This is a genomic window from Streptomyces sp. NPDC048142 (assembly GCF_043202835.1).
In the GTDB taxonomy this organism is placed as follows: domain Bacteria; phylum Actinomycetota; class Actinomycetes; order Streptomycetales; family Streptomycetaceae; genus Streptomyces.
This window is the reverse complement of record NZ_JBIDBC010000009.1, coordinates 170,683-195,993: the sequence shown is the minus strand read 5'-3', so window position 1 is coordinate 195,993 and position 25,311 is coordinate 170,683. Positions and strand designations below refer to the sequence as shown.

38 protein-coding genes and 1 pseudogene are annotated in these 25,311 nt (G+C 68.1%); 10 read left to right on the top strand and 29 right to left on the bottom strand.

The annotated features are described in order from the left end of the window. Positions 1-279: 279 nt before the first annotated feature. From rplO to rpsJ, 21 genes are all read right to left on the bottom strand, one after another. Positions 280-735 carry a 50S ribosomal protein L15 gene (rplO, locus tag ACGF2Y_RS14975; protein WP_003966942.1) on the bottom strand — a complete coding sequence of 152 codons (456 nt, stop codon included), beginning with the start codon at positions 733-735 and terminating at the stop codon, positions 280-282. A 1-nt stretch (position 736) separates the two neighbouring features. After that, the gene (gene rpmD / locus ACGF2Y_RS14970) at positions 737-919 is read right to left on the bottom strand and encodes a 50S ribosomal protein L30 (protein ID WP_003966943.1); all 183 of its coding nucleotides are present in this window, start codon (positions 917-919) and stop codon (positions 737-739) included. Further along, entirely contained in the window at positions 919-1,521 is a 603-nt protein-coding gene (gene rpsE, locus ACGF2Y_RS14965; protein WP_030084329.1) for a 30S ribosomal protein S5, read from the bottom strand. Before rpsE ends, rpmD begins: the two co-directional genes overlap by 1 nt. A 47-nt stretch (positions 1,522-1,568) precedes the next feature. After that, entirely contained in the window at positions 1,569-1,952 is a 384-nt protein-coding gene (gene rplR, locus ACGF2Y_RS14960) for a 50S ribosomal protein L18 (protein ID WP_015610732.1), read from the bottom strand. Positions 1,953-1,954: 2 nt separating this feature from the next. Continuing rightward, a complete protein-coding gene (gene rplF, locus ACGF2Y_RS14955; RefSeq protein ID WP_030579867.1) occupies positions 1,955-2,494 on the bottom strand; it encodes a 50S ribosomal protein L6 in 540 nt (179 codons plus the stop codon). A 21-nt stretch (positions 2,495-2,515) separates the two neighbouring features. Then, the gene (gene rpsH / locus ACGF2Y_RS14950) at positions 2,516-2,914 is read right to left on the bottom strand and encodes a 30S ribosomal protein S8 (RefSeq protein ID WP_007446728.1); all 399 of its coding nucleotides are present in this window, start codon (positions 2,912-2,914) and stop codon (positions 2,516-2,518) included. Positions 2,915-3,138: 224 nt separating this feature from the next. Then, positions 3,139-3,324 carry a type Z 30S ribosomal protein S14 gene (locus ACGF2Y_RS14945; RefSeq protein WP_003948630.1) on the bottom strand — a complete coding sequence of 62 codons (186 nt, stop codon included), beginning with the start codon at positions 3,322-3,324 and terminating at the stop codon, positions 3,139-3,141. A gap of 2 nt (positions 3,325-3,326) precedes the next feature. Next, positions 3,327-3,884: a 50S ribosomal protein L5 gene (rplE, locus tag ACGF2Y_RS14940; RefSeq protein ID WP_003966948.1), complete on the bottom strand. Its 558-nt coding sequence runs from the start codon at positions 3,882-3,884 to the stop codon at positions 3,327-3,329. Beyond that, positions 3,884-4,207, bottom strand: a complete 324-nt coding sequence (rplX, locus tag ACGF2Y_RS14935) for a 50S ribosomal protein L24 (RefSeq protein ID WP_018960205.1) — start codon at positions 4,205-4,207, stop codon at positions 3,884-3,886. The genes rplE and rplX overlap by 1 nt, the downstream gene beginning before the upstream one ends. Positions 4,208-4,209: 2 nt before the next feature. Further along, the gene (gene rplN / locus ACGF2Y_RS14930; protein WP_003966950.1) at positions 4,210-4,578 is read right to left on the bottom strand and encodes a 50S ribosomal protein L14; all 369 of its coding nucleotides are present in this window, start codon (positions 4,576-4,578) and stop codon (positions 4,210-4,212) included. 107 nt (positions 4,579-4,685) lie between these two features. Further along, on the bottom strand, positions 4,686-4,970 hold the full coding sequence (gene rpsQ / locus ACGF2Y_RS14925) for a 30S ribosomal protein S17 (RefSeq protein WP_073718385.1): 285 nt from the start codon (positions 4,968-4,970) through the stop codon (positions 4,686-4,688). Then, complete coding sequence (rpmC, locus tag ACGF2Y_RS14920; protein ID WP_015610729.1) at positions 4,970-5,194, bottom strand: 50S ribosomal protein L29; 225 nt, start codon at positions 5,192-5,194, stop codon at positions 4,970-4,972. Before rpmC ends, rpsQ begins: the two co-directional genes overlap by 1 nt. Continuing rightward, positions 5,194-5,613, bottom strand: coding sequence for a 50S ribosomal protein L16 (gene rplP / locus ACGF2Y_RS14915; RefSeq protein ID WP_003966953.1), 420 nt, complete (start codon positions 5,611-5,613; stop codon positions 5,194-5,196). Before rplP ends, rpmC begins: the two co-directional genes overlap by 1 nt. A gap of 5 nt (positions 5,614-5,618) precedes the next feature. Beyond that, complete coding sequence (gene rpsC / locus ACGF2Y_RS14910) at positions 5,619-6,458, bottom strand: 30S ribosomal protein S3 (protein WP_018510593.1); 840 nt, start codon at positions 6,456-6,458, stop codon at positions 5,619-5,621. Continuing rightward, positions 6,458-6,805, bottom strand: a complete 348-nt coding sequence (gene rplV / locus ACGF2Y_RS14905) for a 50S ribosomal protein L22 (protein WP_004571827.1) — start codon at positions 6,803-6,805, stop codon at positions 6,458-6,460. Before rplV ends, rpsC begins: the two co-directional genes overlap by 1 nt. Before the next feature lie 42 nt (positions 6,806-6,847). Further along, positions 6,848-7,129, bottom strand: coding sequence for a 30S ribosomal protein S19 (gene rpsS, locus ACGF2Y_RS14900; RefSeq protein WP_103509564.1), 282 nt, complete (start codon positions 7,127-7,129; stop codon positions 6,848-6,850). Positions 7,130-7,141: 12 nt separating this feature from the next. Beyond that, entirely contained in the window at positions 7,142-7,978 is an 837-nt protein-coding gene (rplB, locus tag ACGF2Y_RS14895) for a 50S ribosomal protein L2 (RefSeq protein ID WP_018510594.1), read from the bottom strand. Between the two features lie 39 nt (positions 7,979-8,017). Next, positions 8,018-8,341, bottom strand: coding sequence for a 50S ribosomal protein L23 (gene rplW / locus ACGF2Y_RS14890; protein WP_007446738.1), 324 nt, complete (start codon positions 8,339-8,341; stop codon positions 8,018-8,020). Then, the gene (gene rplD, locus ACGF2Y_RS14885) at positions 8,341-8,991 is read right to left on the bottom strand and encodes a 50S ribosomal protein L4 (RefSeq protein WP_003966959.1); all 651 of its coding nucleotides are present in this window, start codon (positions 8,989-8,991) and stop codon (positions 8,341-8,343) included. The genes rplW and rplD overlap by 1 nt, the downstream gene beginning before the upstream one ends. A 4-nt stretch (positions 8,992-8,995) precedes the next feature. Then, a complete protein-coding gene (rplC, locus tag ACGF2Y_RS14880; RefSeq protein ID WP_003966960.1) occupies positions 8,996-9,640 on the bottom strand; it encodes a 50S ribosomal protein L3 in 645 nt (214 codons plus the stop codon). 14 nt (positions 9,641-9,654) lie between these two features. Next, complete coding sequence (rpsJ, locus tag ACGF2Y_RS14875) at positions 9,655-9,963, bottom strand: 30S ribosomal protein S10 (protein ID WP_003948644.1); 309 nt, start codon at positions 9,961-9,963, stop codon at positions 9,655-9,657. Positions 9,964-10,524: 561 nt separating this feature from the next. Between rpsJ and ACGF2Y_RS14870 the strand changes: the two genes are divergently transcribed. From ACGF2Y_RS14870 to ACGF2Y_RS14860, 3 genes are all read left to right on the top strand, one after another. Then, positions 10,525-10,995, top strand: a complete 471-nt coding sequence (locus ACGF2Y_RS14870) for a peptidoglycan-binding protein (protein ID WP_392946615.1) — start codon at positions 10,525-10,527, stop codon at positions 10,993-10,995. A gap of 189 nt (positions 10,996-11,184) precedes the next feature. Continuing rightward, on the top strand, positions 11,185-12,225 hold the full coding sequence (locus tag ACGF2Y_RS14865; protein ID WP_392946612.1) for an ArsR/SmtB family transcription factor: 1,041 nt from the start codon (positions 11,185-11,187) through the stop codon (positions 12,223-12,225). 326 nt (positions 12,226-12,551) lie between these two features. Then, positions 12,552-13,277, top strand: a complete 726-nt coding sequence (locus tag ACGF2Y_RS14860) for a S1 family peptidase (protein WP_392946609.1) — start codon at positions 12,552-12,554, stop codon at positions 13,275-13,277. Positions 13,278-13,449: 172 nt separating this feature from the next. Here ACGF2Y_RS14860 and tuf read toward each other — a convergent pair whose 3' ends face one another. The 6 genes from tuf to ACGF2Y_RS14830 all read right to left on the bottom strand — a co-directional run bounded on the left by tuf (position 13,450) and on the right by ACGF2Y_RS14830 (position 19,638). Further along, the gene (gene tuf / locus ACGF2Y_RS14855) at positions 13,450-14,643 is read right to left on the bottom strand and encodes an elongation factor Tu (RefSeq protein WP_007445914.1); all 1,194 of its coding nucleotides are present in this window, start codon (positions 14,641-14,643) and stop codon (positions 13,450-13,452) included. 157 nt (positions 14,644-14,800) lie between these two features. Next, entirely contained in the window at positions 14,801-16,930 is a 2,130-nt protein-coding gene (gene fusA, locus ACGF2Y_RS14850) for an elongation factor G (RefSeq protein WP_392946607.1), read from the bottom strand. 38 nt (positions 16,931-16,968) lie between these two features. Continuing rightward, positions 16,969-17,439: a 30S ribosomal protein S7 gene (gene rpsG, locus ACGF2Y_RS14845; protein WP_007445917.1), complete on the bottom strand. Its 471-nt coding sequence runs from the start codon at positions 17,437-17,439 to the stop codon at positions 16,969-16,971. A gap of 2 nt (positions 17,440-17,441) precedes the next feature. Further along, entirely contained in the window at positions 17,442-17,813 is a 372-nt protein-coding gene (gene rpsL / locus ACGF2Y_RS14840; RefSeq protein WP_003948652.1) for a 30S ribosomal protein S12, read from the bottom strand. 332 nt (positions 17,814-18,145) lie between these two features. Continuing rightward, positions 18,146-18,808, bottom strand: a complete 663-nt coding sequence (locus ACGF2Y_RS14835; RefSeq protein WP_392946605.1) for a hypothetical protein — start codon at positions 18,806-18,808, stop codon at positions 18,146-18,148. A 383-nt stretch (positions 18,809-19,191) separates the two neighbouring features. Next, positions 19,192-19,638 (bottom strand): helix-turn-helix domain-containing protein, encoded by a 447-nt coding sequence (locus ACGF2Y_RS14830; protein WP_392946603.1) that lies wholly within the window; start codon positions 19,636-19,638, stop codon positions 19,192-19,194. 407 nt (positions 19,639-20,045) lie between these two features. Between ACGF2Y_RS14830 and ACGF2Y_RS14825 the strand changes: the two genes are divergently transcribed. Beyond that, on the top strand, positions 20,046-20,831 hold the full coding sequence (locus tag ACGF2Y_RS14825; RefSeq protein ID WP_392946601.1) for a hypothetical protein: 786 nt from the start codon (positions 20,046-20,048) through the stop codon (positions 20,829-20,831). Then, positions 20,828-21,022: a hypothetical protein gene (locus ACGF2Y_RS14820; RefSeq protein ID WP_392946599.1), complete on the top strand. Its 195-nt coding sequence runs from the start codon at positions 20,828-20,830 to the stop codon at positions 21,020-21,022. Before ACGF2Y_RS14825 ends, ACGF2Y_RS14820 begins: the two co-directional genes overlap by 4 nt. A gap of 68 nt (positions 21,023-21,090) precedes the next feature. Here ACGF2Y_RS14820 and ACGF2Y_RS14815 read toward each other — a convergent pair whose 3' ends face one another. After that, entirely contained in the window at positions 21,091-21,405 is a 315-nt protein-coding gene (locus ACGF2Y_RS14815) for a hypothetical protein (RefSeq protein WP_392946597.1), read from the bottom strand. Between the two features lie 307 nt (positions 21,406-21,712). Here ACGF2Y_RS14815 and ACGF2Y_RS14810 point away from each other — a divergent pair, with 307 nt between their 5' ends. From ACGF2Y_RS14810 to ACGF2Y_RS14790, 5 genes and pseudogenes are all read left to right on the top strand, one after another. After that, on the top strand, positions 21,713-22,123 hold the full coding sequence (locus ACGF2Y_RS14810; RefSeq protein WP_392946594.1) for a hypothetical protein: 411 nt from the start codon (positions 21,713-21,715) through the stop codon (positions 22,121-22,123). A 147-nt stretch (positions 22,124-22,270) separates the two neighbouring features. Beyond that, the gene (locus ACGF2Y_RS14805; protein WP_392946592.1) at positions 22,271-22,873 is read left to right on the top strand and encodes a phage tail protein; all 603 of its coding nucleotides are present in this window, start codon (positions 22,271-22,273) and stop codon (positions 22,871-22,873) included. Positions 22,874-22,984: 111 nt separating this feature from the next. Beyond that, positions 22,985-23,275, top strand: a complete 291-nt coding sequence (locus ACGF2Y_RS14800) for a hypothetical protein (RefSeq protein WP_392946590.1) — start codon at positions 22,985-22,987, stop codon at positions 23,273-23,275. Between the two features lie 65 nt (positions 23,276-23,340). After that, a complete protein-coding gene (locus ACGF2Y_RS14795; protein ID WP_392946587.1) occupies positions 23,341-23,667 on the top strand; it encodes a hypothetical protein in 327 nt (108 codons plus the stop codon). 272 nt (positions 23,668-23,939) lie between these two features. Further along, positions 23,940-24,705, top strand: a pseudogene (locus ACGF2Y_RS14790) (transposase family protein). 105 nt (positions 24,706-24,810) lie between these two features. Here ACGF2Y_RS14790 and ACGF2Y_RS14785 read toward each other — a convergent pair. Then, positions 24,811-25,311: an IS630 family transposase gene (locus tag ACGF2Y_RS14785; RefSeq protein WP_392946584.1), complete on the bottom strand. Its 501-nt coding sequence runs from the start codon at positions 25,309-25,311 to the stop codon at positions 24,811-24,813.

Here is a 25,311-nt window from a genome sequence, read left to right as displayed (position 1 = left end):
AAAGATTAACGGCGCCACCCTACCCGGCCCGGGACTGAGCAGGAAACACGCGCCGCACACCGGTGCACGGCCCGCCTCCCGGCCCACGCCGCGAAAGACCGGCCAAGCCACACCATTTGGGACGTGAACGCCCCTCCGCTCCCCCACCGCCGGTGCGGTGGACACCCGTTCAACCTTTCCCGAGCCTTTACGGTTCCCGTACAGCGCCGTAAACACGAAAAAAGCCCGGCCGGCCACCTCCGAAGAGGCAGCCGGCCGGGCCCAGTTCTGTCCCGCGGCTCAGACGAGCTCGGTGACCGTACCGCCGGCGGCGGTGATCTTCTCCTTGGCGGAGCCGGAGACGGCGTCAACCGAAACCTGCAGTGCCACGGAGATCTCGCCCTGTCCGAGGACCTTGACGAGGTGGTTGTTGCGCACAGCGCCCTTGGCGACCAGGTCGGCCACCGTGACCTCTCCACCCTCGGGGTAGAGCGTCGCGAGCTTGTCCAGGTTCACGACCTGGTACTCCGTGCGGAACGGGTTCTTGAAGCCCTTGAGCTTCGGGAGACGCATGTGGAGGGGCATCTGGCCACCCTCGAAGCGCTCCGGAACCTGGTAACGAGCCTTCGTACCCTTGGTACCACGGCCTGCGGTCTTACCCTTGGACGCCTCACCACGACCCACACGGGTCTTGGCGGTCTTGGCGCCCGGGGCAGGCCGGAGGTTGTGGGCCTTCAGCGGGCTGTTCTCCGCCATGTCAGTCAACCTCCTCAACCGTCACGAGGTGGCGGACGGTGTGCACCATTCCGCGGAACTCGGGGCGGTCCTCCTTGACAACCGAGTCGTTCAGGCGCTTGAGCCCGAGCGAACGCAGGGTGTCGCGGTGGTTCTGCTTGCTGCCGATGTACGACTTCGTCTGCGTGATCTTGAGGCGAGCCATTACGCACCCGCTCCCGCACGTGCACGAAGCAGAGCCGCGGGGGCGACGTCCTCGAGGGGCAGACCGCGGCGGGCCGCGATCTCCTCGGGACGCTGCAGGCCCTGGAGGGCCGCCACGGTCGCGTGCACGATGTTGATCGCGTTGGACGAGCCAAGCGACTTCGACAGGATGTCGTGAACGCCGGCGCACTCGAGCACGGCGCGCACCGGGCCACCGGCGATAACACCGGTACCGGGGGAAGCCGGCTTGAGCAGGACGACGCCCGCAGCCTTCTCGCCCGTGATCGGGTGAGGGATGGTGCCCTGGATGCGGGGGACCTTGAAGAAGTTCTTCTTGGCCTCTTCGACACCCTTGGCGATGGCCGCGGGAACTTCCTTGGCCTTGCCGTATCCGACACCGACGGTGCCGTCACCATCGCCCACCACGACCAGCGCGGTGAAGCTGAAGCGACGACCACCCTTCACAACCTTGGCGACGCGGTTGATCGCGACGACACGCTCGACGTACGCGGTCTTCTCGGCGGCAGCGCCACCGTCACGGCCCTTCCGGTCCCGCCGCTCGCCGCCACCGGCACCGCTTCCGCGGCGCTGGGGTCCAGCCATTGGATTTACCTCTCTCTGTTACGTCCGCTGTGCGTAGGAACCGGGGCTTAGAACTTCAGTCCGGCTTCACGGGCGGCGTCAGCCAGAGCGGCAATCCGCCCGGCGTACTGGTTACCACCGCGGTCAAACACGACGGCCTCGACGCCTGCGGCCTTGGCACGCTCGGCGACCAGGGCGCCGACCTGCTGGGCCTGGGCGCTCTTGTCACCCTCGCCACCACGGATCGAGGTGTCCAGGGTCGACGCCGACGCGAGCGTGTGGCCCGCGATGTCGTCGATGACCTGGGCCACGATGTGGCGGTTGGAACGCGTCACGACCAAGCGAGGACGCTCCGGCGAACCGGAGATGTGCTTGCGGACGCGGATGTGGCGGCGCTTGAGGGCGGCACGCTTGTATGCGTCGCCCTTGGCGATCTTCACACCGTATGCCATGGCTACTTACCAGCCTTTCCGACCTTGCGGCGGATGACCTCGCCCGCGTACTTGACGCCCTTGGCCTTGTACGGGTCGGGCTTCCGCAGCTTGCGGATGTTGGCGGCTACCTCGCCGACCTTCTGCTTGTCGATGCCCTCGACGCTGAGCTTCGTGGGCGACTCGACCTTGAAGGTGATGCCTTCCGGAGCCTCGATGAGGATCGGGTGGCTGTAGCCCAGAGCGAACTCCAGGTTGGAGCCCTTCGCCTGGACGCGGTAACCGACACCGCTGATCTCGAGCGCCTTGGTGTAACCCGTGGTCACGCCGGTGATCATGTTCGCCACCAGCGTGCGGGACAGGCCGTGGAGGGCCTTGTTCTGACGCTCGTCGTTCGGGCGGGAGACGTTGAGCACGCCGTCCTCACCCTTGGAGACCTCGATCGGCGCGGCAACGGTGTGCGTGAGGGAACCCTTGGGGCCCTTCACGGCGACCGTACGGCCATCGATGGTGACGTCCACACCGGCGGGAACCTGGATGGGGAGCTTGCCGATTCGCGACATGAGCTTTCCTTCCTTTCCCGACTACCAGACGTAGGCGAGGACTTCCCCACCTACGCCCTTCTTGCCTGCCTGCTGGCCGGTCAGGAGGCCGTGGGACGTGGAGATGATCGCCACGCCCAGACCGCCGAGAACCTTCGGCAGGTTGGTGGACTTTGCGTATACACGCAGACCCGGCTTCGAAATCCGCTTGATGCCGGCGATCGAGCGCTCGCGGTTCGGGCCGAACTTCAGCTCGAGGACGAGGTTCTTGCCGACCTCGGCGTCCTCGACCTTCCAGCCGGTGATGAAGCCCTCCTGCTGGAGGATCTCCGCGATGTGCGACTTGATCTTGCTGTGCGGCATCGAGACATCGTCGTGATATGCCGAGTTCGCGTTACGCAGACGCGTGAGCATGTCTGCGATGGGATCAGTCATGGTCATGAGTTGGCCTTCGGCCTCTCTCGCCGGGGTTTCCTGTATGCGCCATCCCTCTCCCCACTCAGTGGCGGGACGGGTGCGGTGCGGGGACCTACGGCGTAGTAAGTCGGTCTTGGGCGGCAGGCGCCCAACCCTTCAAGCCTACGGCATGAAAAGAGGGGCTCCTGCCGACCCAGATGCTTACCGAGAGTCTCCGGAACTTCCCTGTGCCCGAGGGCAGAGGGGAGTTACCAGGAGCTCTTGGTCACGCCCGGCAGCTCGCCACGGTGAGCCATCTCACGAAGGCACACGCGGCACAGGCCGAACTTGCGGTAGACGGAGTGGGGCCGGCCGCAGCGCTGGCAGCGGGTGTACCCGCGAACGCCGAACTTCGGCTTACGGGCGGCCTTAGCGATCAGAGCCTTCTTCGCCACGGTCAGTTCTCCTTGAACGGGAAGCCGAGGTGACGAAGGAGGGCACGACCCTCGTCGTCGTTGGTCGCCGTGGTGACCACGGTGATGTCCATGCCCCGGACCCGGTCGATCTTGTCCTGGTCGATCTCGTGGAACATGACCTGCTCCGTGAGACCGAAGGTGTAGTTGCCACGGCCGTCGAACTGCTTCGGCGACAGGCCACGGAAGTCACGGATACGCGGAAGCGCGAGCGACAGCGTACGGTCCAGGAACTCCCACATCCGGTCACCACGAAGGGTGACGTGGCAGCCGATCGGCTGGCCCTCGCGCAGCTTGAACTGCGCGATGGACTTGCGGGCCTTCGTGACGGCCGGCTTCTGGCCGGTGATCGTGGTGAGGTCCTTGACGGCACCGTCGATCAGCTTGGAGTCGCGGGCGGCGTCGCCCACACCCATGTTGACCACGATCTTGACCAGACCGGGAACCTGCATGACGTTCTCGTACGAGAACTCCTCACGCAGCTTGCCGGCGATTTCCTCGCGGTAGCGCGTCTTGAGACGCGGCGCAGTGGTGGCAGTCATCAGATGTCCTCACCGGTCCGCTTGGCAACGCGGATCTTGTTGCCCTCGTCGTCAAAGCGGTAGCCGACGCGGGTGACAACCTTGTTGCCGTCCTTCTCCACGACCAGCTGAACGTTGCTGATGTGGATCGGGGCCTCGGTGGTCACAATGCCACCCGTCTGCGAACCGCGAGCCGTCTGACCGGCCTTGGTGTGCTTCTTGACCCGGTTGACACCCTCGACGAGGACGCGGTCCTGCGTGGGATAGGCCACGATGACCTTGCCCTGCTTGCCCTTGTCCTTACCGGTGATGACCTGAACCAGGTCGCCCTTCTTGATCTTCATGCTTACAGCACCTCCGGCGCGAGCGAGATGATCTTCATGAACTTCTTCTCGCGCAGCTCCCGGCCCACCGGGCCGAAGATGCGGGTGCCGCGGGGGTCGCCGTCGTTCTTCAGAATGACGGCGGCGTTCTCGTCGAAGCGGATGTACGAGCCATCCTGACGACGACGCTCCTTGACGGTGCGAACGATGACGGCCTTGACGACGTCACCCTTCTTCACGTTGCCACCGGGGATCGCGTCCTTGACGGTGGCGACGATGACGTCACCGATACCCGCGTAGCGGCGACCCGAGCCACCGAGAACACGAATGGTGAGAATTTCCTTCGCACCCGTGTTGTCGGCGACGCGCAGTCGCGACTCCTGCTGGATCACGTCTATCTCCTGATCGTCTGCCGGTTCCCGGCGGGTGCCTCTCCGTTACCGGGGAGGCACCCCACCGAGCCTGGCGGAACTGACCTGAGGGGAGAATCCCTCAGGAATTACTTGGCCTTCTCGAGGATCTCGACGATGCGCCAGCGCTTCGAGGCCGACAGCGGACGCGTCTCCATGATGATGACGCGGTCGCCGACGCCTGCAGCGTTCTGCTCGTCGTGGGCCTTGAGCTTGTTCGTACGGCGGATGACCTTGCCGTACAGCGCGTGCTTGACGCGGTCCTCGACAGCGACGACGACGGTCTTGTCCATCTTGTCGCTGACGACCAGACCCTCACGGGTCTTACGGAAACCGCGGTCGGTGTTGGTCTCAGTCACAGTCTTCTCGCTCATCAGACGCTCTCCACCGTCTCGATGCCCAGCTCGCGCTCACGCATCAGGGTGTAGATCCGGGCGATGTCCTTACGGACGGACTTGAGCCGGCCGTGGTTCTCGAGCTGGCCCGTCGCCGCCTGGAAGCGGAGGTTGAACAGCTCTTCCTTGGCTTCGCGGAGCTTGTTGAGGAGCTCCTCGTCGCCCAGCTCGCGCAGCTCGGACGCCTTGGTACCGGCCGACATCACGACTCACCTGCCTCGCGCCGAACGATCCGGCACTTCATCGGAAGCTTGTGAGCAGCGCGGGTGAGCGCCTCACGAGCAATCTTCTCGTTCGGGTAGGACAGCTCGAACATCACCCGACCCGGCTTGACGTTCGCGATCCACCACTCGGGAGAACCCTTACCGGAACCCATGCGGGTCTCGGCAGGCTTCTTCGTCAGGGGACGGTCCGGGTAGATGTTGATCCAGACCTTGCCGCCACGCTTGATGTGACGGGTCATCGCGATACGAGCGGACTCGATCTGACGGTTCGTCACGTACGCCGGGGTCAGCGCCTGGATGCCGTACTCGCCGAACGCAACCTGCGTGCCACCCTTGGACATACCGCTGCGCTTCGGGTGGTGCTGCTTGCGGTGCTTGACCCTACGGGGGATCAGCATTTCGGTCAGGCCTCCGTTCCGGTGCTCTCAGCAGCCGGAGCAGCGGCGGCGGGGGCGTCGGCCTTGGGGGCCTCGGCTGCCGGCGACTGCTGCGGCTTACGGCCGCGACCGCCACGCTCGCCACCACGGCCGCCACCACGGCCGGCCGGGCGGTCGGTGCCGCCACGAGCCGGACGGTTGCCGGCACGGGCCGCGGCGTTCTCGGCGCGAACCTCGGCGATGTTCTTGACGTCGCCCTTGTAGATCCAGACCTTCACGCCGATGCGGCCGAAGGTCGTCTTGGCCTCGAAGAAGCCGTAGTCGACGTTCGCACGGAGGGTGTGCAGGGGCACGCGGCCCTCGCGGTAGAACTCCGAGCGGGACATCTCGGCGCCGCCGAGGCGACCGCCGCACTGGATCTTGATGCCCTTGGCGCCGGCCTTCATCGAGCTCTGCATGCTCTTACGCATGGCACGACGGAAGGAGACGCGGGAGGAGAGCTGCTCGGCGACGGCCTGGGCCACCAGCTGAGCGTCCACCTCGGGGTTCTTGACCTCGAGGATGTTCAGCTGGACCTGCTTGCCGGTCAGCTTCTCCAGCTCGCCGCGGATGCGATCGGCTTCGGCGCCACGGCGACCGATGACGATGCCCGGACGGGCGGTGTGGATGTCAACGCGGACGCGGTCGCGGGTGCGCTCGATCTCGACCTTCGAGATGCCGGCCCGCTCCATGCCCTTCGTCATCATGCGACGAATGGCGACGTCTTCCTTGACGTAGTCCTTGTACAGCTTGTCGGCGTACCAGCGGGACTTGAAGTCCGTGGTGATGCCGAGCCGGAACCCGTGCGGGTTTACCTTCTGGCCCATTACCGGGTTCCTTCCTTGCTGCTGACGACCACGGTGATGTGGCTGGTCCGCTTACGGATCCGGTAGGCCCGGCCCTGTGCACGCGGACGGAACCGCTTCAGGGTCGGACCCTCGTCCACGTACGCCTCGCTGATGACCAGCGAAGAGGCGTCGGTGTGGTCGTAGTTGTGTGCAGCGTTGGCAATGGCGCTGTCCAGCACCTTGCCAACCGGCACGCTCGCGGCCTGCGGGGCGAAACGCAGGACCGCCTGAGCCTCCGTGGCATCCATGCCACGGATGAGGTCCACCACTCGGCGGGCCTTCATGGGCGTGACGCGGATGTACCGCGCCTGGGCCCTGGCTTCCATGGTTGTCCCTTCGGTGTAAGTCATAGTCGTTTCCACCCCGCGCTAGCGGCGCTTCGACTTCCGGTCGTCCTTGACGTGGCCGCGGAAGGTGCGAGTCGGCGAGAACTCGCCGAGCTTGTGGCCGACCATCGACTCGGTGACGAACACCGGGACATGGATCTTGCCGTTGTGCACCGCGATGGTGTGACCCAGCATGGCCGGGACGATCATCGAGCGACGGGACCAGGTCTTGATGACGTTCTTGGTCCCCGCGTCGTTCTGTACGTCCACCTTCTTGATGAGGTGGCCGTCGACGAAGGGCCCCTTCTTGAGACTGCGCGGCATCTAAACCCGCTCCTAGCGCTTCTTGTTCGTCTTGCGGCGGCGGACGATGTACTTGTTGCTCGCCTTCTTGGGAGAACGAGTACGACCCTCCTTCTGACCCCACGGCGAGACCGGGTGACGACCACCGGAGGTCTTGCCTTCACCACCACCGTGCGGGTGGTCAACCGGGTTCATCGCGACACCGCGGACGGTCGGGCGGACGCCCTTCCAGCGCATACGGCCGGCCTTGCCCCAGTTGATGTTCGACTGCTCGGCGTTGCCGACCTCGCCGATCGTCGCGCGGCAGCGCGCGTCGACCAGGCGGATCTCACCCGACGGCATACGAAGGTGGGCCATGGTGCCCTCCTTCGCCAGCAGCTGCACGGAGGCACCCGCGGAACGGGCGAACTTCGCGCCGCCGCCGGGCCGCAGCTCGATGGCGTGGATGGTCGTACCGACCGGGATGTTGCGCAGCGCCAGGTTGTTGCCGGGCTTGATGTCGGCGCCCGGACCGTTCTCGACACGGTCACCCTGCGACAGGCCACGGGGAGCGACGATGTAACGCTTCTCGCCGTCCGCGTAGTGCAGCAGCGCGATGCGCGCGGTGCGGTTCGGGTCGTACTCGATGTGCGCGACCTTGGCCGGCACGCCGTCCTTGTCGTGACGACGGAAGTCGATCACTCGGTAGGCGCGCTTGTGGCCACCACCCTGGTGGCGAACGGTCACACGACCGGCGTTGTTACGGCCGCCCTTGCTGTGCAGAGGGCGGACCAGCGACTTCTCCGGCGTGGACCGCGTGATCTCGACAAAGTCGGCGACGCTGGAGCCACGACGGCCCGGGGTCGTCGGCTTGTACTTGCGGATACCCATTTCTCAGTCCTCGTCCGATTCCGGACGACTCGACCTCACTTAAGAGGTCGGGCCGCCGAAGATGTCGATACGGTCGCCCTCGGCGAGGGTCACGATGGCGCGCTTCGTGTCGGAGCGCTTGCCGAAGCCGGTCTTGGTGCGCTTGCGCTTGCCCTGCCGGTTGATCGTGTTGACCCCGGTGACCTTGACCGAGAAGACCGCTTCCACGGCCTGCTTGATCTGGGTCTTGTTGGAGCCGGGCGCGACGATGAACGTGTACTTGTTCTCGTCGAGCAGCGCGTAGCTCTTCTCGGAGACCACGGGCTTGACGAGAACGTCACGCGGGTCCGAGTACGTCTTGCTGGTAACGGTCGCCTCGCTCATCAGGCGTCGCTCCCTTCGGTCTCAGCGGTCTGGGGGCCAGACACGAAGGACTCGAAAGCGGCCTGGGTGAAGACCACGTCGTCAGAGACGATCACGTCGTACGTGTTGAGCTGGCCCGGCTCCAGGATGTGCACCTGGGGCAGGTTGCGCGCGGACAGCCACGCGGCCTCGTCGGCGCGGTCGACGACCAGGAGCAGGTTCTGGCGCTCCGAGATCTTGCCGAGCAGCGTCTTGGCGGCCTTCGTGGAGGCGGCACCCTCGACCACGCCGGTGACGACGTGGATACGGGAGTGACGGGCCCGGTCCGAGAGGGCACCGCGCAGGGCGGCGGCCTTCATCTTCTTCGGGGTCCGCTGCGAGTAGTCACGCGGCTGCGGGCCGTGAACGACGCCACCACCGGCGAACTGCGGGGCGCGGGTCGAACCCTGACGGGCGCGGCCGGTGCCCTTCTGGCGGTAAGGCTTCTTGCCACCACCGCGGACTTCGCCGCGGCGCTTGGTCTTGTGCGTGCCCTGACGGGCAGCCGCCAGCTGAGCGACAACGACCTGGTGGATCAGCGGAACGCTGGTCTTGGCGTCGAAGATCTCCGCGGGGAGGTCGACGGTACCGGCCTTGTCGCCTGCCGGCGAAAGGATGTCAATGGTGCTCATTACCTCAAGCCCCCTTGGCCGCGGTACGGACCAGGACGAGGCCGCCGTTCGGACCGGGGACCGCGCCCTTGATGAGGAGCAGACCCTTCTCCGCGTCAACCGCGTGGATGGTCAGGTTCTGGGTGGTGACGCGCTCGTTACCCATACGGCCCGCCATGCGCATGCCCTTGAAGACACGCCCAGGGGTGGCGCAGCCACCGATGGAACCGGGGGAACGGTGCTTGCGCTGGGTGCCGTGCCCGGCGCCGAGGCCCTTGAAGTTGTGACGCTTCATGACACCGGCGAAGCCCTTGCCCTTGCTCTTGCCCGTGACGTCGACCTTGACGCCGGACTCGAACACCTCGGCAGTGACCTCCTGGCCCAGCGTGTACTCGCTGGCGTCAGGGGTGCGGAGCTCCACCAGGTGGCGGCGCGGGGTGACGTCGGCCTTGGCGAAGTGACCCTTGAGGGGCTTGTTCACCTTGCGCGGGTCGATCTCGCCGAAGGCGATCTGGACCGCTTCGTAGCCGTCGCTGTCGTTCGTACGGACCTGCGTCACGACGCACGGACCGGCCTTGACGACGGTCACCGGGACAACCCGGTTGTTCTCGTCCCAGACCTGGGTCATGCCGAGCTTCTCGCCCAGGACGCCCTTGATGTTCTTGCTCATCTCGGCCCGTCCCCTCAGAGCTTGATCTCGATGTCGACGCCCGCCGGCAGGTCGAGGCGCATCAGCGAGTCAACCGTCTTCGGCGTGGGGTCGAGGATGTCGATGAGGCGCTTGTGCGTGCGCATCTCGAAGTGCTCGCGAGAGTCCTTGTACTTGTGCGGCGACTTGATGACGCAGTACACGTTCTTCTCAGTGGGCAGCGGCACCGGGCCCGCGACCGACGCACCAGTGCGGGTCACCGTCTCGACGATCTTCTTCGCCGAGGAGTCGATGACCTCGTGGTCGTAGGCCTTGAGCCGGATGCGGATCTTCTGTCCCGCCATGGCTACTAGTAGTCCTGTCTCTCGTAACGCTCTGGAACCCGGGGGTTCTCTGGACTCCTCCTCCGACCCACGCGGTCGGGCGTGTCGCATCCCCTCTACGAAAATCTCCCGAAGGAGATCCCAACCAAGGGGGTGCGGGCCCTGAGACCGCGGAACCGGGGGCGGAACACCCACCGGGTGCCTGGCCGGCGCCCTGCATTGCTTCCCGGAAGATTCCCGTACGTCCGGCCCTGGGGGCCGACGAGTACTGTGGGACTCGCTTCCGGTCCTCCCGGCGGGAGGCGCGCAGCATTGACACTCAACCGAGCAACCTGGTCAGTGTGCCATACGGGGCGCGGGCCTGGCCAATCGAGTCGGAAATCCTACCCCGAGCCGGCGCGGACTCAAACGCGGGCGCGCATCCGGCGGCGGCGATAACCGGAACATCATCTTCCCCCTGGTGTCCTGGGCTTTTCGGGCCGAGCCGAAATGTCTGTCCGGCCCCTCCCCGCCTTCGCGATGCTGGAGACCGAGGCGGCCGGGGAACACGCGCCCGGCCGCACCGCGACGCTTGGGGAACGCATGCGACAGAAGACCATGGCAAGGACACTCGTCAGTCTCACCGCAGCCGTCGGCATCGCCGCCGGAGGCCTCGCCGGCGCGGGCACCGCCTTCGCGGCTCCCGTACAGAAGGCCCCGTCGGCGGTGAGCGCCGATGTGGGGGCGCTCGCGGTGGTCAACCTGGGCCTGAGCAAGGCGCAGGCCCAGAACGTCCAGCGCTCGCTCAAGTCCCGCTGGCAGTACAGCGGCTCGATCGACGGGCAGCTCGGCACCAACAGCTGGAAGGCGATGCAGCGCTTCCTCAGGAGCAATCACGGATACAGGGACAGCATCGACGGGATCGTCGGGCCCAACACGGTGAAGGCCCTCCAGCGCTTCCTCAAGGAGTTCTACGGCTACAGGGACAGCATCGACGGAGTCGCCGGACCGAATACCAAGGCGGCCTTCAAGCGGATGTCCGGGTACTGCCCCAACAACTGCCTGATTCCCTGACCTGCCCCACAGCACACGTCCGCCCGGCCCGCAGCACCCCGCGGGCCGGGCGGCCGCGTTCCCGAGTGCCCGTAAAAGAGAGCGCGGTCCCCTCGCGCCGCTTTGCCTCGCGCACCCCTCCGCCGCCAGCATGGCAAGGCAAGGCTTGCCGTACTGAACCGGCGAAGCCCAGGCAATCGGGGGGAATACATGCTCCGTATCCACTTCACCGACGCCGACCTGGCCAGAACCCGCGTGGCCACCGGGTCCGACCCGCTGTGGGAGATCTGTGCGAGCCTGCACCGGTTCCAGACCCGCCAGGGCCGCTGGGCCTACGCCGACTGGTACCGCACAGCCCGTGACCGGCTGCACGCCCAGAACTTCACCCGCACCCTGCGCACCCTCCTGCTGCCGCTGGTCCCCCGGGCCACCTACTTCCCCGACTTCCTGACCCCGCGCGAGGCCGCCGACGGGCTCGACAGCGGGCTGGAAGCCATCCTGGCCGCCCCGCCGGCCCGGGTCCTGGCCGAGGTGGACATCCTCGCGCGCACCAGCGGAGCCCCCGCGTGGGCACCGCGGCTGGCCGAGCCGGGCATGCGGAAGGAACTGGTCCAGGCGATACGGACCTATTACGACACCGTCATCGCGCCGCACGGCGATCACGCCCTGGCCCGGATCGAGGCGGAGCGGACCGCCCGCGCCCGCTCCGTGCTCGACCACGGGACCGAGGGGATCCTGCGGGGCCTGGGGCCCTGCCTGCGGTGGCAGCGCCCCGTCCTGCACGCCCTCTATCCCGAGGACCGTGATATGCATCTGAACGGCCGCGGCCTCCTGCTCATCCCGTCGTACTTCTCCTGGGGCAACCCGTTGGCCTTCGCCGAGCCGACCCTCGAACCGGTCCTGATCTACTCGCTCAGCCACGAGCCGCACCACACCACGCTCCCCGGGGACCTCGGCTCCGGCGTCCCCCTGGCGACGCTGCTCGGACGCACCCGCGCCGCCGTCCTGCGGGCCACCGCCCACGGCGCGACCACGGGCGAGCTGGCCCGCTTCGCCGGGGTCTCCGCGTCGTCCGCCAGCCAGCACGCCACCACGCTCCGGGACAACGGCCTGATCGTCAGCCACCGCCACGCCGCCTCCGTCCTGCACACGCTCACCCCGCTCGGCGCCGCCCTGCTGCGAGGCAGCGGGGACAGCGCGGGCCACCGGGCAACCGGACCGACCGCCCGACGGGAGCAGCAGGGCGCATGACGCCAGGGGCGGCCGCACCACTCCCGCGCCCCCGCGAGCACCCGGCCCGGCACGGACGTTCGACCGGTCCGCGGACGGCCGGATCCAGTCGCGTACCGCCGAGGGCACCGCTGTACGGTCCCGGCGCCCCGCCACTCTGGACGGCGCCGCCCTCCGCTCAGGCGGCGCGTGTGCGGCCGCAGGACCGACGGCCCGTCAACTGCCGCCCCATAACACCGCGTTATGGCCAAACGTTAGTACCCCGGCCTCGTCGCGCTCCGGCACCCTGTTGCCCACCACCCCCCACAGACACGCCCACCCATGCGTGTCGCGCGAAACGAGGAAGCATGCGTATATCCCGGCTCGTGCCCGCTGCCGCCGCAGCAGCGGCCTGTGTCCTCGCACTCTTCGCACCATCCGCCTCGGCCGCTCCGGAGGCCCCGCTCCAGGACGCCCCGCCCCCGACCGCCCAGATCATCGGCGGCGGCTACGCGCAGAACGCCCCGTGGGCCGCCCGCCTCTTCTCGAACGGCAGGGAGACCTGTTCGGCGACGATCATCGCGCCGACCTGGATCCTCACCGCCAGGCACTGCGTCACCGGCGGCGGTCTGTCGTTCCGCATCGGCAGCCTCGACCAGCACAGCGGCGGTGTGGTCGCGAACGGCGTCCAGACCTACACCCACGGCTCGGACCTGGCCCTCGTCCGGCTGGACCGTTCGGTGCAGACCGCCTACTCCCGCCTCGGCCAGCCCGGTACGGTCCGCGTCGGACAGAACGTGCAGGTCTGGGGCTGGGGCGCCACCTCCCGGTGCGGCTCCGAGGCCAACTGCCAGTCCCGCTACCTGAAGGTCGCCGATGTGACGGTGACCCACGGCTGCGGTGACGCGTACGGCGGCTCGGCGATCTGTGCCCGCCGCGGCAACGGCATCACCGCCGGCGGCGACTCGGGCGGCCCGATGACGTTGAACGGCATCCAGGTCGGCGTGGCCTCCACCAGCGACCGGCAGACCACGACCGCGTACACGAACGTCACCGCGTACCGGTCCTGGATCCAGTCGGTCGCGGGCGTCTGACCGGACGCCCCACCCAGCCGTAGGGCCCCCGTACCTCTCCGCCCTGAGGTACCGGGGCCCTACAACCATCTCCGGTGCGCCGGACGTACGCGAAGGGCCCCGCACCTCTTTCGAGGTGCGGGGCCCTTCTGTGCGACTCAGTGAGCCACCAGGTCCAAGGACCAAGCAGAAACTACTTGATGATCTTGGTGACCTGGCCGGCGCCCACGGTCCGGCCACCCTCACGGATGGCGAACTTCAGGCCCTCTTCCATGGCGACGGGCTGGATCAGCGAGACGTCCATGAGGGTGTTGTCACCCGGCATGACCATCTCGGTGCCCTCGGGAAGGGTCACAACGCCCGTCACGTCCGTGGTACGGAAGTAGAACTGCGGGCGGTAGTTGTTGAAGAACGGGGTGTGACGGCCACCCTCGTCCTTCGACAGGATGTAGGACTGCGCCTGGAACTCGGTGTGCGGCGTGACCGAGCCGGGCTTGATGATGACCTGGCCGCGCTCGACGTCCTCGCGCTTGATGCCACGGAGGAGCAGACCGACGTTCTCACCGGCCTGGCCCTCGTCGAGCAGCTTGCGGAACATCTCGATGCCGGTGACCGTGGTGGTGGTCTTCTCGGTCTTGATACCGACGATGTCGACGGTCTCGTTGACCTTCAGGACACCACGCTCGATGCGGCCGGTGACGACCGTACCGCGACCGGTGATCGTGAAGACGTCCTCGATCGGCATGAGGAACGGCTTCTCGACGTCACGCTCGGGCTGCGGGATGGACTCGTCGACGGCCTTCATCAGGTCGAGGACGGTCTGGCCCCACTCCTTGTCGCCCTCGAGCGCCTTGAGCGCCGAGACCTTGACGACCGGAAGGTCGTCGCCCGGGAACTCGTACTCGGAGAGCAGCTCACGGACCTCGAGCTCGACGAGCTCCAGGATCTCCTCGTCGTCCACCATGTCGGCCTTGTTCAGGGCGACGACGATGTACGGAACGCCGACCTGGCGGGCCAGGAGCACGTGCTCCTTGGTCTGCGGCATCGGGCCGTCGGTGGCGGCGACCACGAGGATGGCGCCGTCCATCTGCGCGGCACCCGTGATCATGTTCTTGATGTAGTCCGCGTGACCGGGGCAGTCGACGTGCGCGTAGTGACGCGACTCCGTCTGGTACTCGACGTGCGCGATGGAGATGGTGATACCGCGCTGGCGCTCTTCGGGAGCCTTGTCGATCTGGTCGAAGGCCGAGGCCTCGTTCAGGTCCGGGTACGCGTCGTGCAGCACCTTGGTAATGGCGGCCGTGAGGGTCGTCTTACCGTGGTCGATGTGACCGATGGTGCCGATGTTGACGTGCGGCTTAGTCCGCTCGAACTTTGCCTTCGCCACTGGGGTCCTCCTGAGTGGTTCTGTACGCCTTGCTTCATCGGCGCCAGGTGATCTTTGCTGGGGTGCCGGCGCCGGGGGCATTCCGCACAGTGCTCGCGCGCTGTGCGAAATGCCCGCCCGGCTCCGGTGACAAGCCTAAAGCGTGAGCTCGGGAGAGTTACTCGCCCTTGGCCTTCGCGATGATCTCCTCGGCGACGTTCCGCGGAACCTCGGCGTAGGAGTCGAACTGCATCGAGTAGCTTGCGCGACCCGAGGTCTTGCTGCGGAGGTCTCCGACGTAGCCGAACATCTCCGAGAGGGGCACGAGGCCCTTCACGACGCGAGCGCCGCTGCGCTCCTCCATGGCCTGAATCTGGCCACGGCGGGAGTTGAGGTCGCCGATGACATCGCCCATGTAGTCCTCGGGCGTGGTGACCTCGACGGCCATCATCGGCTCGAGGAGCACGGGAGAGGCCTTGCGGGCACCCTCCTTGAACGCCTGCGAACCGGCGATCTTGAAGGCGAGCTCCGAGGAGTCGACCTCGTGGTAACCACCGTCGAGAAGGGTGACGCGGACGCCGACCATCTCGTAACCGGCCAGGATGCCGAACTGCATGGCTTCCTGAGCACCCGCGTCCACCGAGGGAATGTACTCACGGGGGATGCGGCCACCGGTGACCTTGTTGACGAACTCGTAGGAGGCGTCGCCACCCTCGATGGGCTCGAGGGCGATCTGCACCTTCGCGAACTGGCCGGTACCACCAGTCTGCTTCTTGTGCGTGTAGTCGATGCGCTCGACGGCCTTGCGGATCGTCTCGCGGTACGCGACCTGGGGCTTGCCGACGTTCGCCTCGACGCGGAACTCGCGCTTCATGCGGTCGACGAGCACCTCGAGGTGAAGCTCGCCCATACCACCGATGATGGTCTGGCCGGTCTCCTCGTCGGAGTGCACCTGGAAGGAGGGGTCCTCCTCCGAGAGGCGCTGGATGGCGACACCCAGCTTCTCCTGGTCACCCTTGGACTTCGGCTCGATGGCGACCTGAATGACCGGCGCCGGGAAGTCCATGGACTCCAGGATGACCGGGTTCTTGTCGTCGCAGAGCGTCTCACCGGTGGTGGTCTGCTTGAGACCCATGACGGCGATGATGTCGCCGGCGCCCACCGATGCGATCTCCTCACGCTTGTTCGCGTGCATGCGGTAGATCTTGCCGATGCGCTCCTTCTTGCCCTTGACGGAGTTCAGCACCGCGGTGCCGGCCTCCAGGCGACCGGAGTAGATCCGGACGAAGGTGAGCTTGCCCAGGTGCGGGTCGCTCGCGATCTTGAACGCCAGGCCGGAGAACGGCTCGTCGTCCGAGGGCTTGCGCTGGATGACCTTCTCCGGGTCCTTCACGTCGTGGCCCTCGATGGCCTCGACGTCCAGGGGGGAAGGCAGGTAGCGCACGACCGCGTCGAGCAGGGGCTGGACGCCCTTGTTCTTGAACGCGGTGCCACAGAACACCGGGGTGACGGTGACCGAGTCGGCACTGCCCTTCGACGCCAGCGTGATACGACGGATCGCCTCGTGCAGCTGCTCCTCGGTGGGCTCGTTGCCCTCCAGGTACAGCTCCATCATGGCGTCGTCGTTCTCGGCCACGGCCTCAAGGAGCTTGCCGCGCCATTCCTCGGCGGCCTCCTTGTGGGTGTCCGGGATCTCGACGGTGTCGTACATCTCGCCCTTGGCGGCCTCTTCGGGCCACACGAAGGCCTTCATCGACACGAGGTCGACGATGCCCTTGAAGTCGGCCTCGGCGCCGATGGGGAGCTGCATGACGAGCGGGACCGCGCCCAGGCGGTCGACGATCATGTCGACACAGCGGTGGAACTCGGCGCCGGTGCGGTCGAGCTTGTTGACGAAGCAGATACGCGGCACGCCGTAGCGGTCCGCCTGACGCCACACGGTCTCGGACTGCGGCTCGACGCCGGCCACACCGTCGAACACGGTGACAGCGCCGTCGAGGACGCGGAGCGAACGCTCCACCTCGACGGTGAAGTCGACGTGACCCGGGGTGTCGATGATGTTGATCGTGTGGTCAACATCATTGAGCGGCCAGTGGCAGGTCGTCGCGGCAGACGTGATCGTGATGCCGCGCTCCTGCTCCTGCTCCATCCAGTCCATCGTGGCAGCGCCGTCGTGGACTTCACCGATCTTGTAGCTCACACCGGTGTAGAAGAGGATCCGCTCAGTGGTGGTCGTCTTGCCCGCGTCGATGTGGGCCATGATCCCAATGTTGCGGACCTTGGCCAGGTCAAGCGAAGTGGTGGCCATAAGGCTCAATCTTCTCTCGGTCTCGATGGGGTAAGCGACTACCAGCGGTAGTGCGCGAAGGCCTTGTTGGACTCGGCCATCTTGTGGGTGTCCTCACGCTTCTTGACCGCAGCGCCGAGGCCGTTGGAGGCGTCGAGCAGCTCGTTCATGAGGCGTTCGGTCATGGTCTTCTCGCGACGGGCGCGGGAGTAACCGACGAGCCAGCGCAGAGCGAGGGTGGAGGCACGACCGGGCTTGACCTCGATCGGCACCTGGTAGGTGGCGCCACCGACACGGCGGGACTTGACCTCGAGCGAGGGCTTGACGTTCTCAAGCGCGCGCTTCAGCGTGATGACCGGGTCGTTGCCGGTCTTCTCGCGGAGGCCTTCCATGGCGCCGTACACGATCCGCTCGGCGGTGGAACGCTTGCCGTCGAGGAGGATCTTGTTGATCAGCGAGGTGACAAGAGGAGAGCTGTAGACCGGGTCGATGATGACCGGGCGCTTCGGGGCGGGGCCCTTACGAGGCATTCTTACTTCTCCTTCTTGGCGCCGTAGCGGCTGCGGGCCTGCTTGCGGTTCTTGACACCCTGGGTGTCAAGGGAGCCGCGGATGATCTTGTAACGAACACCCGGCAGGTCCTTCACACGGCCACCACGCACGAGCACGATGGAGTGCTCCTGCAGGTTGTGTCCCTCACCCGGGATGTAGGCCGTGACCTCGATGCCGGAGGTCAGACGCACACGCGCGACCTTACGGAGCGCCGAGTTCGGCTTCTTCGGGGTGGTCGTGAACACACGCGTGCAGACACCACGACGCTGGGGCGAACCCTCGAGCGCGGGCGTCTTGTTCTTCTCGACCTTGTCCTGCCGGCCCTTCCGGACCAGCTGCTGGATCGTAGGCACTACTTCTCCGGTTTCTGTGTGCCGTTCGTGAAACTAACCTGGAACATCGCCGACCCACGCGGTCGGGTGTGTCGAATACTGCGGACTTCCGCCCTAGGGACGGAAGGGGCGCAGATTGCGGTGGCTACTGACGGACTCGCGATGCGGCTGAGGACACGCACACGAGCCCAGGCACACCCCAGGCACAAGGCTTGAGCGTACCTACCTCACGGAGCTGGGTCAAAACAAATGCTGTCCACCGCCGTCGTGGACGGGTCCGGCCACGACCGAAGCACCGGGGCAGCAGGTCCGGCCACGGCCGACACACCGGGGCAGCGGGTCCGGGGTTCTCCTCAGTGGGTCTCGTCCTCCGGGGCGCCGGCCTTCCCGCCCTCCTCCCGTCGCCGGAGCCTCGGCGTCGGGAGCGTGGGAATGGTCGGAACGCGGGAGCTGCGGCTCTTGCGTACGAGCGCGGGTTCGGGCCCGGCACCGGGGCGTGGCGGCCGGGGCGGCGGATCCGCCCGTTCGCCGGTCCCGGTGCGGTCCCGGCGGGGCTCCCCATCGGCGGAACGGCCACGCTCCCGCGGTCCGGCGACCCGGGTGGCGCCGCCACGAGCCGCCCCCTCCTCCCCGGCCCCGCCCTCCGGCTCCCGGAAGTCGCCGCCGCGCCCCTCCTGCCGAAACGGGATCACCGCGGCCCGCCCCGGCGTACGCGCTGCCCCCACCAGCCGCAGGGTCCGCCGGCTCGCGGCGCGCGCCGCCTCGACGGCCGGCTCGTAGTGGGCGGCGGCGTCGCGCCAGCCGTGGGAGTACGCCCGCAGTTCGCGTCGCTCCAGTTCCGCCCGCAGCAGGACGACGACCTCGTGGGGTTCGTGACTGTCGAGGAGGGCCCCCAGCTCGGCGAGGAGCGCCGTATACGTCTCCGGCGACGGCGTCCCTGCCCGTGGGGCACTGGGCCCGGCGGGGGGTTCGGGGGCGTCGCCCGCAGTCCGGGAGCATCCTTCCCGCTCGACCATGCACCCCCCTGCCTACCGCCCGCGCGGATCGCCCGCACCGGGCGAGCGCCCGGCCGTTCCCGCCGGTCGGGCGCTCTTGCTCCGCGCGGGGCGCCTGGCGGGGCGCGTCCACGCACTGTCGTTCATGAACTTGCGGCGTCGTTCGCACCTGCGCTGGGGCGGGGGGACAGGCCGGAACAGCTTACGGGGCGGGCCCGGAGGCCGCTTTCCCGGCCCGGCACAAGATCGACTCCGCCCGTGGATCACCGGCGCCCGGAGCCCTGCGGGGCATCGGCGGGGCCGGGCGCGCCGGCCGGAGAAGACCGGAGGAGGCCACGCCCGTCAGCAGAGCGGGGAGGCGGCGACCTGTCGCCCTCCGGCCAGCCGTAGGCGTCCTTCGCCCGTCAGTCGGAGGCGAGGGGGGCCCGCCGCCGCGCCGCCGCGACCGTCGGAGCGGGCAGGAACTGGCCCGCGACCCGGACGAACATCTCACGCTGGTCCTCCGGTACGCCCAGGGCGACGGCGGCTTCCTCCAGGGTGAGCGGGCGGCCGTCCACCGAGGGCGCGACCGTCGGCGCGGACGGGAGCGGCAGGTCCTCCTCGGTGAGGCGGCCGGAGCGGATGAGCATGTCGCGCACCGGGACCTGGAGCACCTGGGCGAGACGCCGGGTGGTCTCCAGGTCGGGCATGCTCTGGCGCTGGAGGAGGCGGGTGATGGCGGCCCGGTGGACCCCGGCCTCGTCGGCGAGGCGGGACTTGCCGCCGCCGCGTGGACTGTCGATGTCGAAGCCGCGCCGACGGATCAGTTCCTCGATCCAGGTCGCGAAGCTGTCGAGTTCGCCCGTGGTCATGGGGCACTCGCCTCCCTCCGAAGCAAGCATCAGACTATCGCGCTTGCGCGCAAGGAATTACCCCGTCACCCATACCGTTTGAGCTGAATCTGTGGAGATAAGAGCCCGGGAGCCTTTCAAACCACCTTGCGTGCGAGCGCGCAACGTGTCAGGGTGCGGACTCGCAACACCTTGTGCGGGGAGAAGGGATCGCCATGACCACACCGAACACATCCACGCCGGCCACACGGCAGCCGGCCGAGGCGCACGCCACCGCCCGGAAGCCCGGCCGCGAGAGCCGGACGGCCACGGGGGCTCGTGCCACGGGGACATCTGCCGGGGGGGCTTCCACTACGGGGCTTTCCGCCGCCGGCGCCTCCGCCGGGAACGCCGCGGTCGCGGGCGCCACGGTCGCGGATGCTTCCGCCATGAACGCCACGGTCACGGACGCCTCCGCTGATGGCGCCACCGTCGCGGACGCCTCCGCCGGGCGCACCACAGCCGCGGACGCCATGCTCTGGATCGAGCTGCTGCTGCGTCAGTTCCCGGAGCTGCTCGTCGAGCTCGCCCCCTCCTACCGCTCCCCCTCGGCTCCGCCGGCGGTCCCGTCCCCCTCCTCCTCCGCCCCGGCCGGCCCGACCCGCGCCGAGCGCGAGGAGGCCCTGCGCATCGAGCAGGCGCACGGGCTCACCCCGTCCGGCTCGCGCACCTCCCCCGTACGGCTGCACATCTCCGACGCCGTACGCGACATCACCGATGGCGTGGTCGAGCTCGACGAGGCCGTGCACGACCGGCTCCGGCTTCCCCGCCCCCGCCGGGAGCAGGTCGCCGGGCGGCTGCTGCGCGTCGCGGGACTGCTCGACCGGGCCGCCGGCGACGACGTACTCCTCGAACACGTCCGGGACGAGGCCCGCCGGATGGCCCGTCGCTGCACCCGGGCGCTGGGCGGCGCCGAACCGGTGGTGCGGGTGAGCGGGCGCTGCCCGTGGTGCGACTCGGTCTCGCTGCGGGCCTTCCCCGCCCGCCGGGCCGTGCTCTGCGTCAACCCGGCCTGCCGCTGCACGGACCGGGCCTGCGACTGCCGCACGGACCCGGCGCACCGGCACGCGTGGAGCGAGGGTGCGTGGATGCGGCTCGCGGCCGAGTCCGGCGGCGACCTCGCCGAGCTCACCGCCTCGGCCGAGGACACCGCGCGGCGGGAGGGGAGGCGGTGACGGCCGCGACGCTGCTGACCGGCGAACTCGCCGCGCACGAGGCGGGCGTGAAACCCGCGACGATCCGCAAGTGGGTGCAGCTGGGCCACCTCAGCCCCGCGGGCCGGCGGGGCCGGGCGCACGTGTTCCGGCTGGAAGACGTCTTCGCGGCGGAACGGGCGGCCCGGCGGAAGGCTCCCGGAGCGCCTTGAGGGGCGGGAAGGAAAGGAAGGAGGGGCGGACCGTTCGGTCCGCCCCTCCTTCCTTTCCTTCCCGCCGGTTACTCCTCGGGCGCCTCGGACGCCGCCGGCCTGCGCGACACCCGGGCCCCGCTCTCCGCGCCCCCGGACGCCAGCGCGATCGCCTCGCCCCAGCCGCTGCGGAACCCTCGCGTCTCCGCCTCGACGGCGACTCTCGCGCCGACCTTGCCGACGACAGCGGTGAGCGTGCGGGCGACCTCCGCGGTGTACGTACCCGCCTCCCCCGACTCCGCGGCCACTTCGACCGCGGCGGCCACGACGTCGGCCAGCCGCTCCTGAGCGGTGATCACCGGCTCACCCCCGTCCACCCGCGCCCTCGTTTCCTCGATCCACACGCCTCGTCAGGGTGCTTCGGCCTGTGGAACCACCCGTACTCGAATGCCTGTTCGATACCCGCAGACTAACGCACCCGGGGCGACCGTGCGGGAGATGAGAACAGGCCCACCCGCACGCCCGGCGACCCGGAGCCCACTGCCGACGCACACCCGAAAGATTGCGCCTCCGCGCCAAGTAGTTGCGTGCTCGCACGATCTGAGTCACAATAAGTGCAGCGGCGGAGCTGCGCCCACCCTCCGGGCGCGGCTCCGCCGTCCGCGTTCCCGTCCCTTCCCCCACCTCGCGAACAGGAGTGATCGCCCTGTCATGACTTCACCTCCGAGCACCTTCCCCGACGTGGAGGCCATCGTCGTGGAGCTCCTCTCCAACCGTCCGGATCTCGCGGACGCGGTCGTGGCCGAGACTCCGCCGGCGGGCTTCGACGGCACCCAGCAGGCGGTGATCGTGTCCCGGCGCGGCGGCGCGTGGGTCGACGACCTCCACCTCGACCGGCCGCTCATCGAGCTGGAGGCATACGGACCGGACAAGGCGACGGCGCACCGGCTGGCCAATGCCGCCCGCGCCGAGCTGCTGTCGGCGGCCGGCCGGACGTACGGCACCAACCTCGTGATCACTGATGTGGTCGAGGCCGACGGCCCGCGCTGGCTGCCCGAGTACCTGTATCCGGCGGCCAACCGCTACCTCTGCGTCCTGATCGTCTCCCTGCGCATCGGCTGACCGGCGGCATCGCCGCAACAGCCCTCCACCGCCGGCAACGGCCCCGGCGCCTCCGGGCGCCCCCACAGACAAGGCCCCGTCACCGGCGGGGCCTTCGCCGTATCCGCGGCAGGCACCACCCACGGAAAACCACCCAAGGAGCCATCCATGGCAGGCAACAACTCGTCCGAGATCCGCGTGGCCGGAACCGGCCGCATCCTCATCGCGGACGTCAACGCCCCCCTCCCGGCCACCTTCTCCGAGGACCCGTCGGCGGACTGGGGCACCGAGTGGACGGACCTCGGCTACACCGCGACGGACGGGGTGACCTTCTCCAAGAAGGACAAGCTGGACCCGGTCGAGACGTGGCAGTCGATCAGCCCGGCCCGGTTCGTCTACGCGGACCGTGACCTGACGCTGAAGTTCTCCATGCTGCAGTTCAACGAGGACACGCTGCCCTTCTTCCTGGGCGGCGCGGCGGCGGACATCCGCCGGGACGCCACCAAGCCGGACATCGTCCAGTTCGACGTCCCGGACGGCCCGACCTTCGACGAGCGCGCGCTCGGCCTGGAGTTCACCGACGGCACGGCGGTCACCTACCGCTTCGTCATCCCGCGCGGCCAGGTGACCGCCACCGACGACATCAAGCTCGCCCGCAAGGCCGCCGCGATGCTCGGCGTCACCTTCACCGCGCTCTCCCCGGGCGACGGCCAGGCGCTCGCCACCTTCGTCATGAAGGACGCCGCCTACACGGTGCCGGCCGGCGTCTGATGCCCGCCGGGCGGGACCGGATCGCTCCGGTCCCGCCCGGCACCTCCGGGGCCCACGCCGCCCAGCCCTGCTCTGTCCTGTTCCTGTTCCGCGTAAGGAGACCCACCACCCATGGCTTCGTTCGACGTCAACGCAGCACGCGCCCAGCGCCTGGAAGCGCTCGGCCGCTCCTGGTCCTTCGACCTGGACGACGACACCTTCGAACTGCCCACCGAGCTGGGCCGCACCACCGCCAAGGCGCTCCGCGGCCTCGACGACAACGACGTCGACGGCCTGCTGAAGCTCCTGCTGGGCGAGGAGCAGTTCGCGCGCTTCGAGCGCCACGACATCACGATGCAGGACATCGCCGCGATTCTGGAGGCGTACGGCAAGGAGACCGGGCTCGGCCTGGGGGAAGGCTGAGCCTCGACGCGTTCGCCGAAGAACACGCCGAGGCCCTGGAAGCCGACCTGCTGCGGCACTACGGCGTGGACCTGCTCGACTGGCACCGCGGCCGGCTCTCCTCCCGCCGGCTCGCGGTGCTGGTCAAGCACATGCCACGCGACAGCGCCACCACCCAGCAACTTCACGGCGAGAGCGCCGAATGGAGCGTCACCGACTATCTGCTCGCTGCGGCCGTAGACCATCTCGCGGCCGCCAACTGGATGTTCGCCTCGGTCAACACCGACGAGGACTCCGACCCCCCGGAGCCGCCCGTGCCGGTGCCGAGGCCGGGGGACGAGGCCGCCCCCGACGAGCCCCCGGAGCCGCCGGAGGCGCCCAGCCCGAGCGATCTGGCCCGCTTCTTCTCCTGATGGGGGGCCGCGCGGACCAGGTCAGAAGGTGAGGAGAAGCCCCACGAGCGCCCCCACCCACAACACGCCCATGACCGAGGACAGAGCCACGTCGAACCCCACACGGCTCTGCACCTCGAACGCAAGCATCGAGCGCCCCGGATCACTGAGCCTTTTTCATCCCATCTCCGAGGGGCTATAAGGCCTGGTCAGCTGGGGTGGTGACGTGGCAGAGCCCCCGGTCGTTGGCGGTGTTGACTCCACTCGACACTGCCGACAGCCCGGGGGCTCTGTTGGTTCCGTATCCTTCCATGCTCGACGTCTCGTATGAGCTGGTCGAGCATGTCTCCTGGCTGATCTACGCCCGAAGGCGTGAACTGAACTCGCCGTGGAGACGGCTCGGTTGCTTCAAGCAGTCCCTCCTCGCGCCGGCCCACCTGAGGAAGAATGAGACGTTCGCCCAGCTCGCGGCCGGGTTCGGCGTCTCGACCGCGACGGCCTGGCGCTACGTCGACGAGACCCTGGACGTCCTAGCGGCCTGGGCTCCGGGTCTGCACGAGGCTCTGACCGGGCTGGGCGAGGGCGACCACGTGATCGTGGACGGCACCCTGATCGCTACCGACCGCACTGCCGCGGACGAACCGTACTACTCGCAGAAGCACAAGAAGCACGGCATGAACGTGCAGGTCATTGCCCGCCCCGACGGCACACCGCTGTGGTTCTCCCGCGCGACGCCAGGTCGTACCCATGATTTGACCGCGGCCCGGGCCCACGGCATTGTCCAGGCCTGCCTGACCCGGCAGATCCTCGTCCTCGCCGACCGTGCCTACCAGGGTGCCGGCGCCACGGTCCGCACCCCCGTACAAGAACCACCGCGAACAGCCCGACCACTACCAGCAGTTCAACCGCGACCATGCCCGGCTGAGAGCCCCCGGGGAACGCGCCTTCGCGCAGCTGAAGTCCTGGCGGCCGCTCCGGCGAGCCAGATACTCCACCCGCCGCATCGGCACCATCGTTCAAGCCGTCCACACTCTGCTGACCTGCAACTATTCAGGATGAAAAGGCTCACTGGGACGGTAAATCACTTCCACCGGGTCGCCTATATCCACCGGGGCAGTCGAGTACCTAGTGTGATGCGCCGGAAATGACGAGACCAAGCCTGTTTCAGGTTTCGGTGGTCGGCGGGTTGATTTTGGTGAGGTGGTCGGTGAGGGAGCTGAGGATCTCCTCGGCGGTCTTGGTCCAGGTGAAGGGCCTGGGATTCTCGTTCCAGGTGTCGATCCACGCGGTGATGTCCTGCTCCAGGGCCTTCACGGAGGTGTGGACTGCGCGGCGGATGAGTCTGTCGGTCAGCAGGCCGAACCACCGCTCGGCCTGGTTCATCCAGGAGGAGCCGGTGGGGGTGAAGTGGACGTGGAAGCGGGGGTGCTTGCCCAGCCACGTCTTGATCTCGGCGGTGTTGTGGGTGGCGTAGTTGTCACAGACCAGGTGGACGTCGAGGCCGGCGGGCACGGCCTTGTCGATCGTGACCAGGAACTTCTTGAACTCGATGGCCCGGTGGCGGCGGTGGAGTTGAGATATGACGGTGCCGTCGGCGATGTTGAAGGCGGCGAACAGGCTGGTGATGCCGTGCCGGTAGTAGTCGTGGGTGCGCCGCTCGGGCAT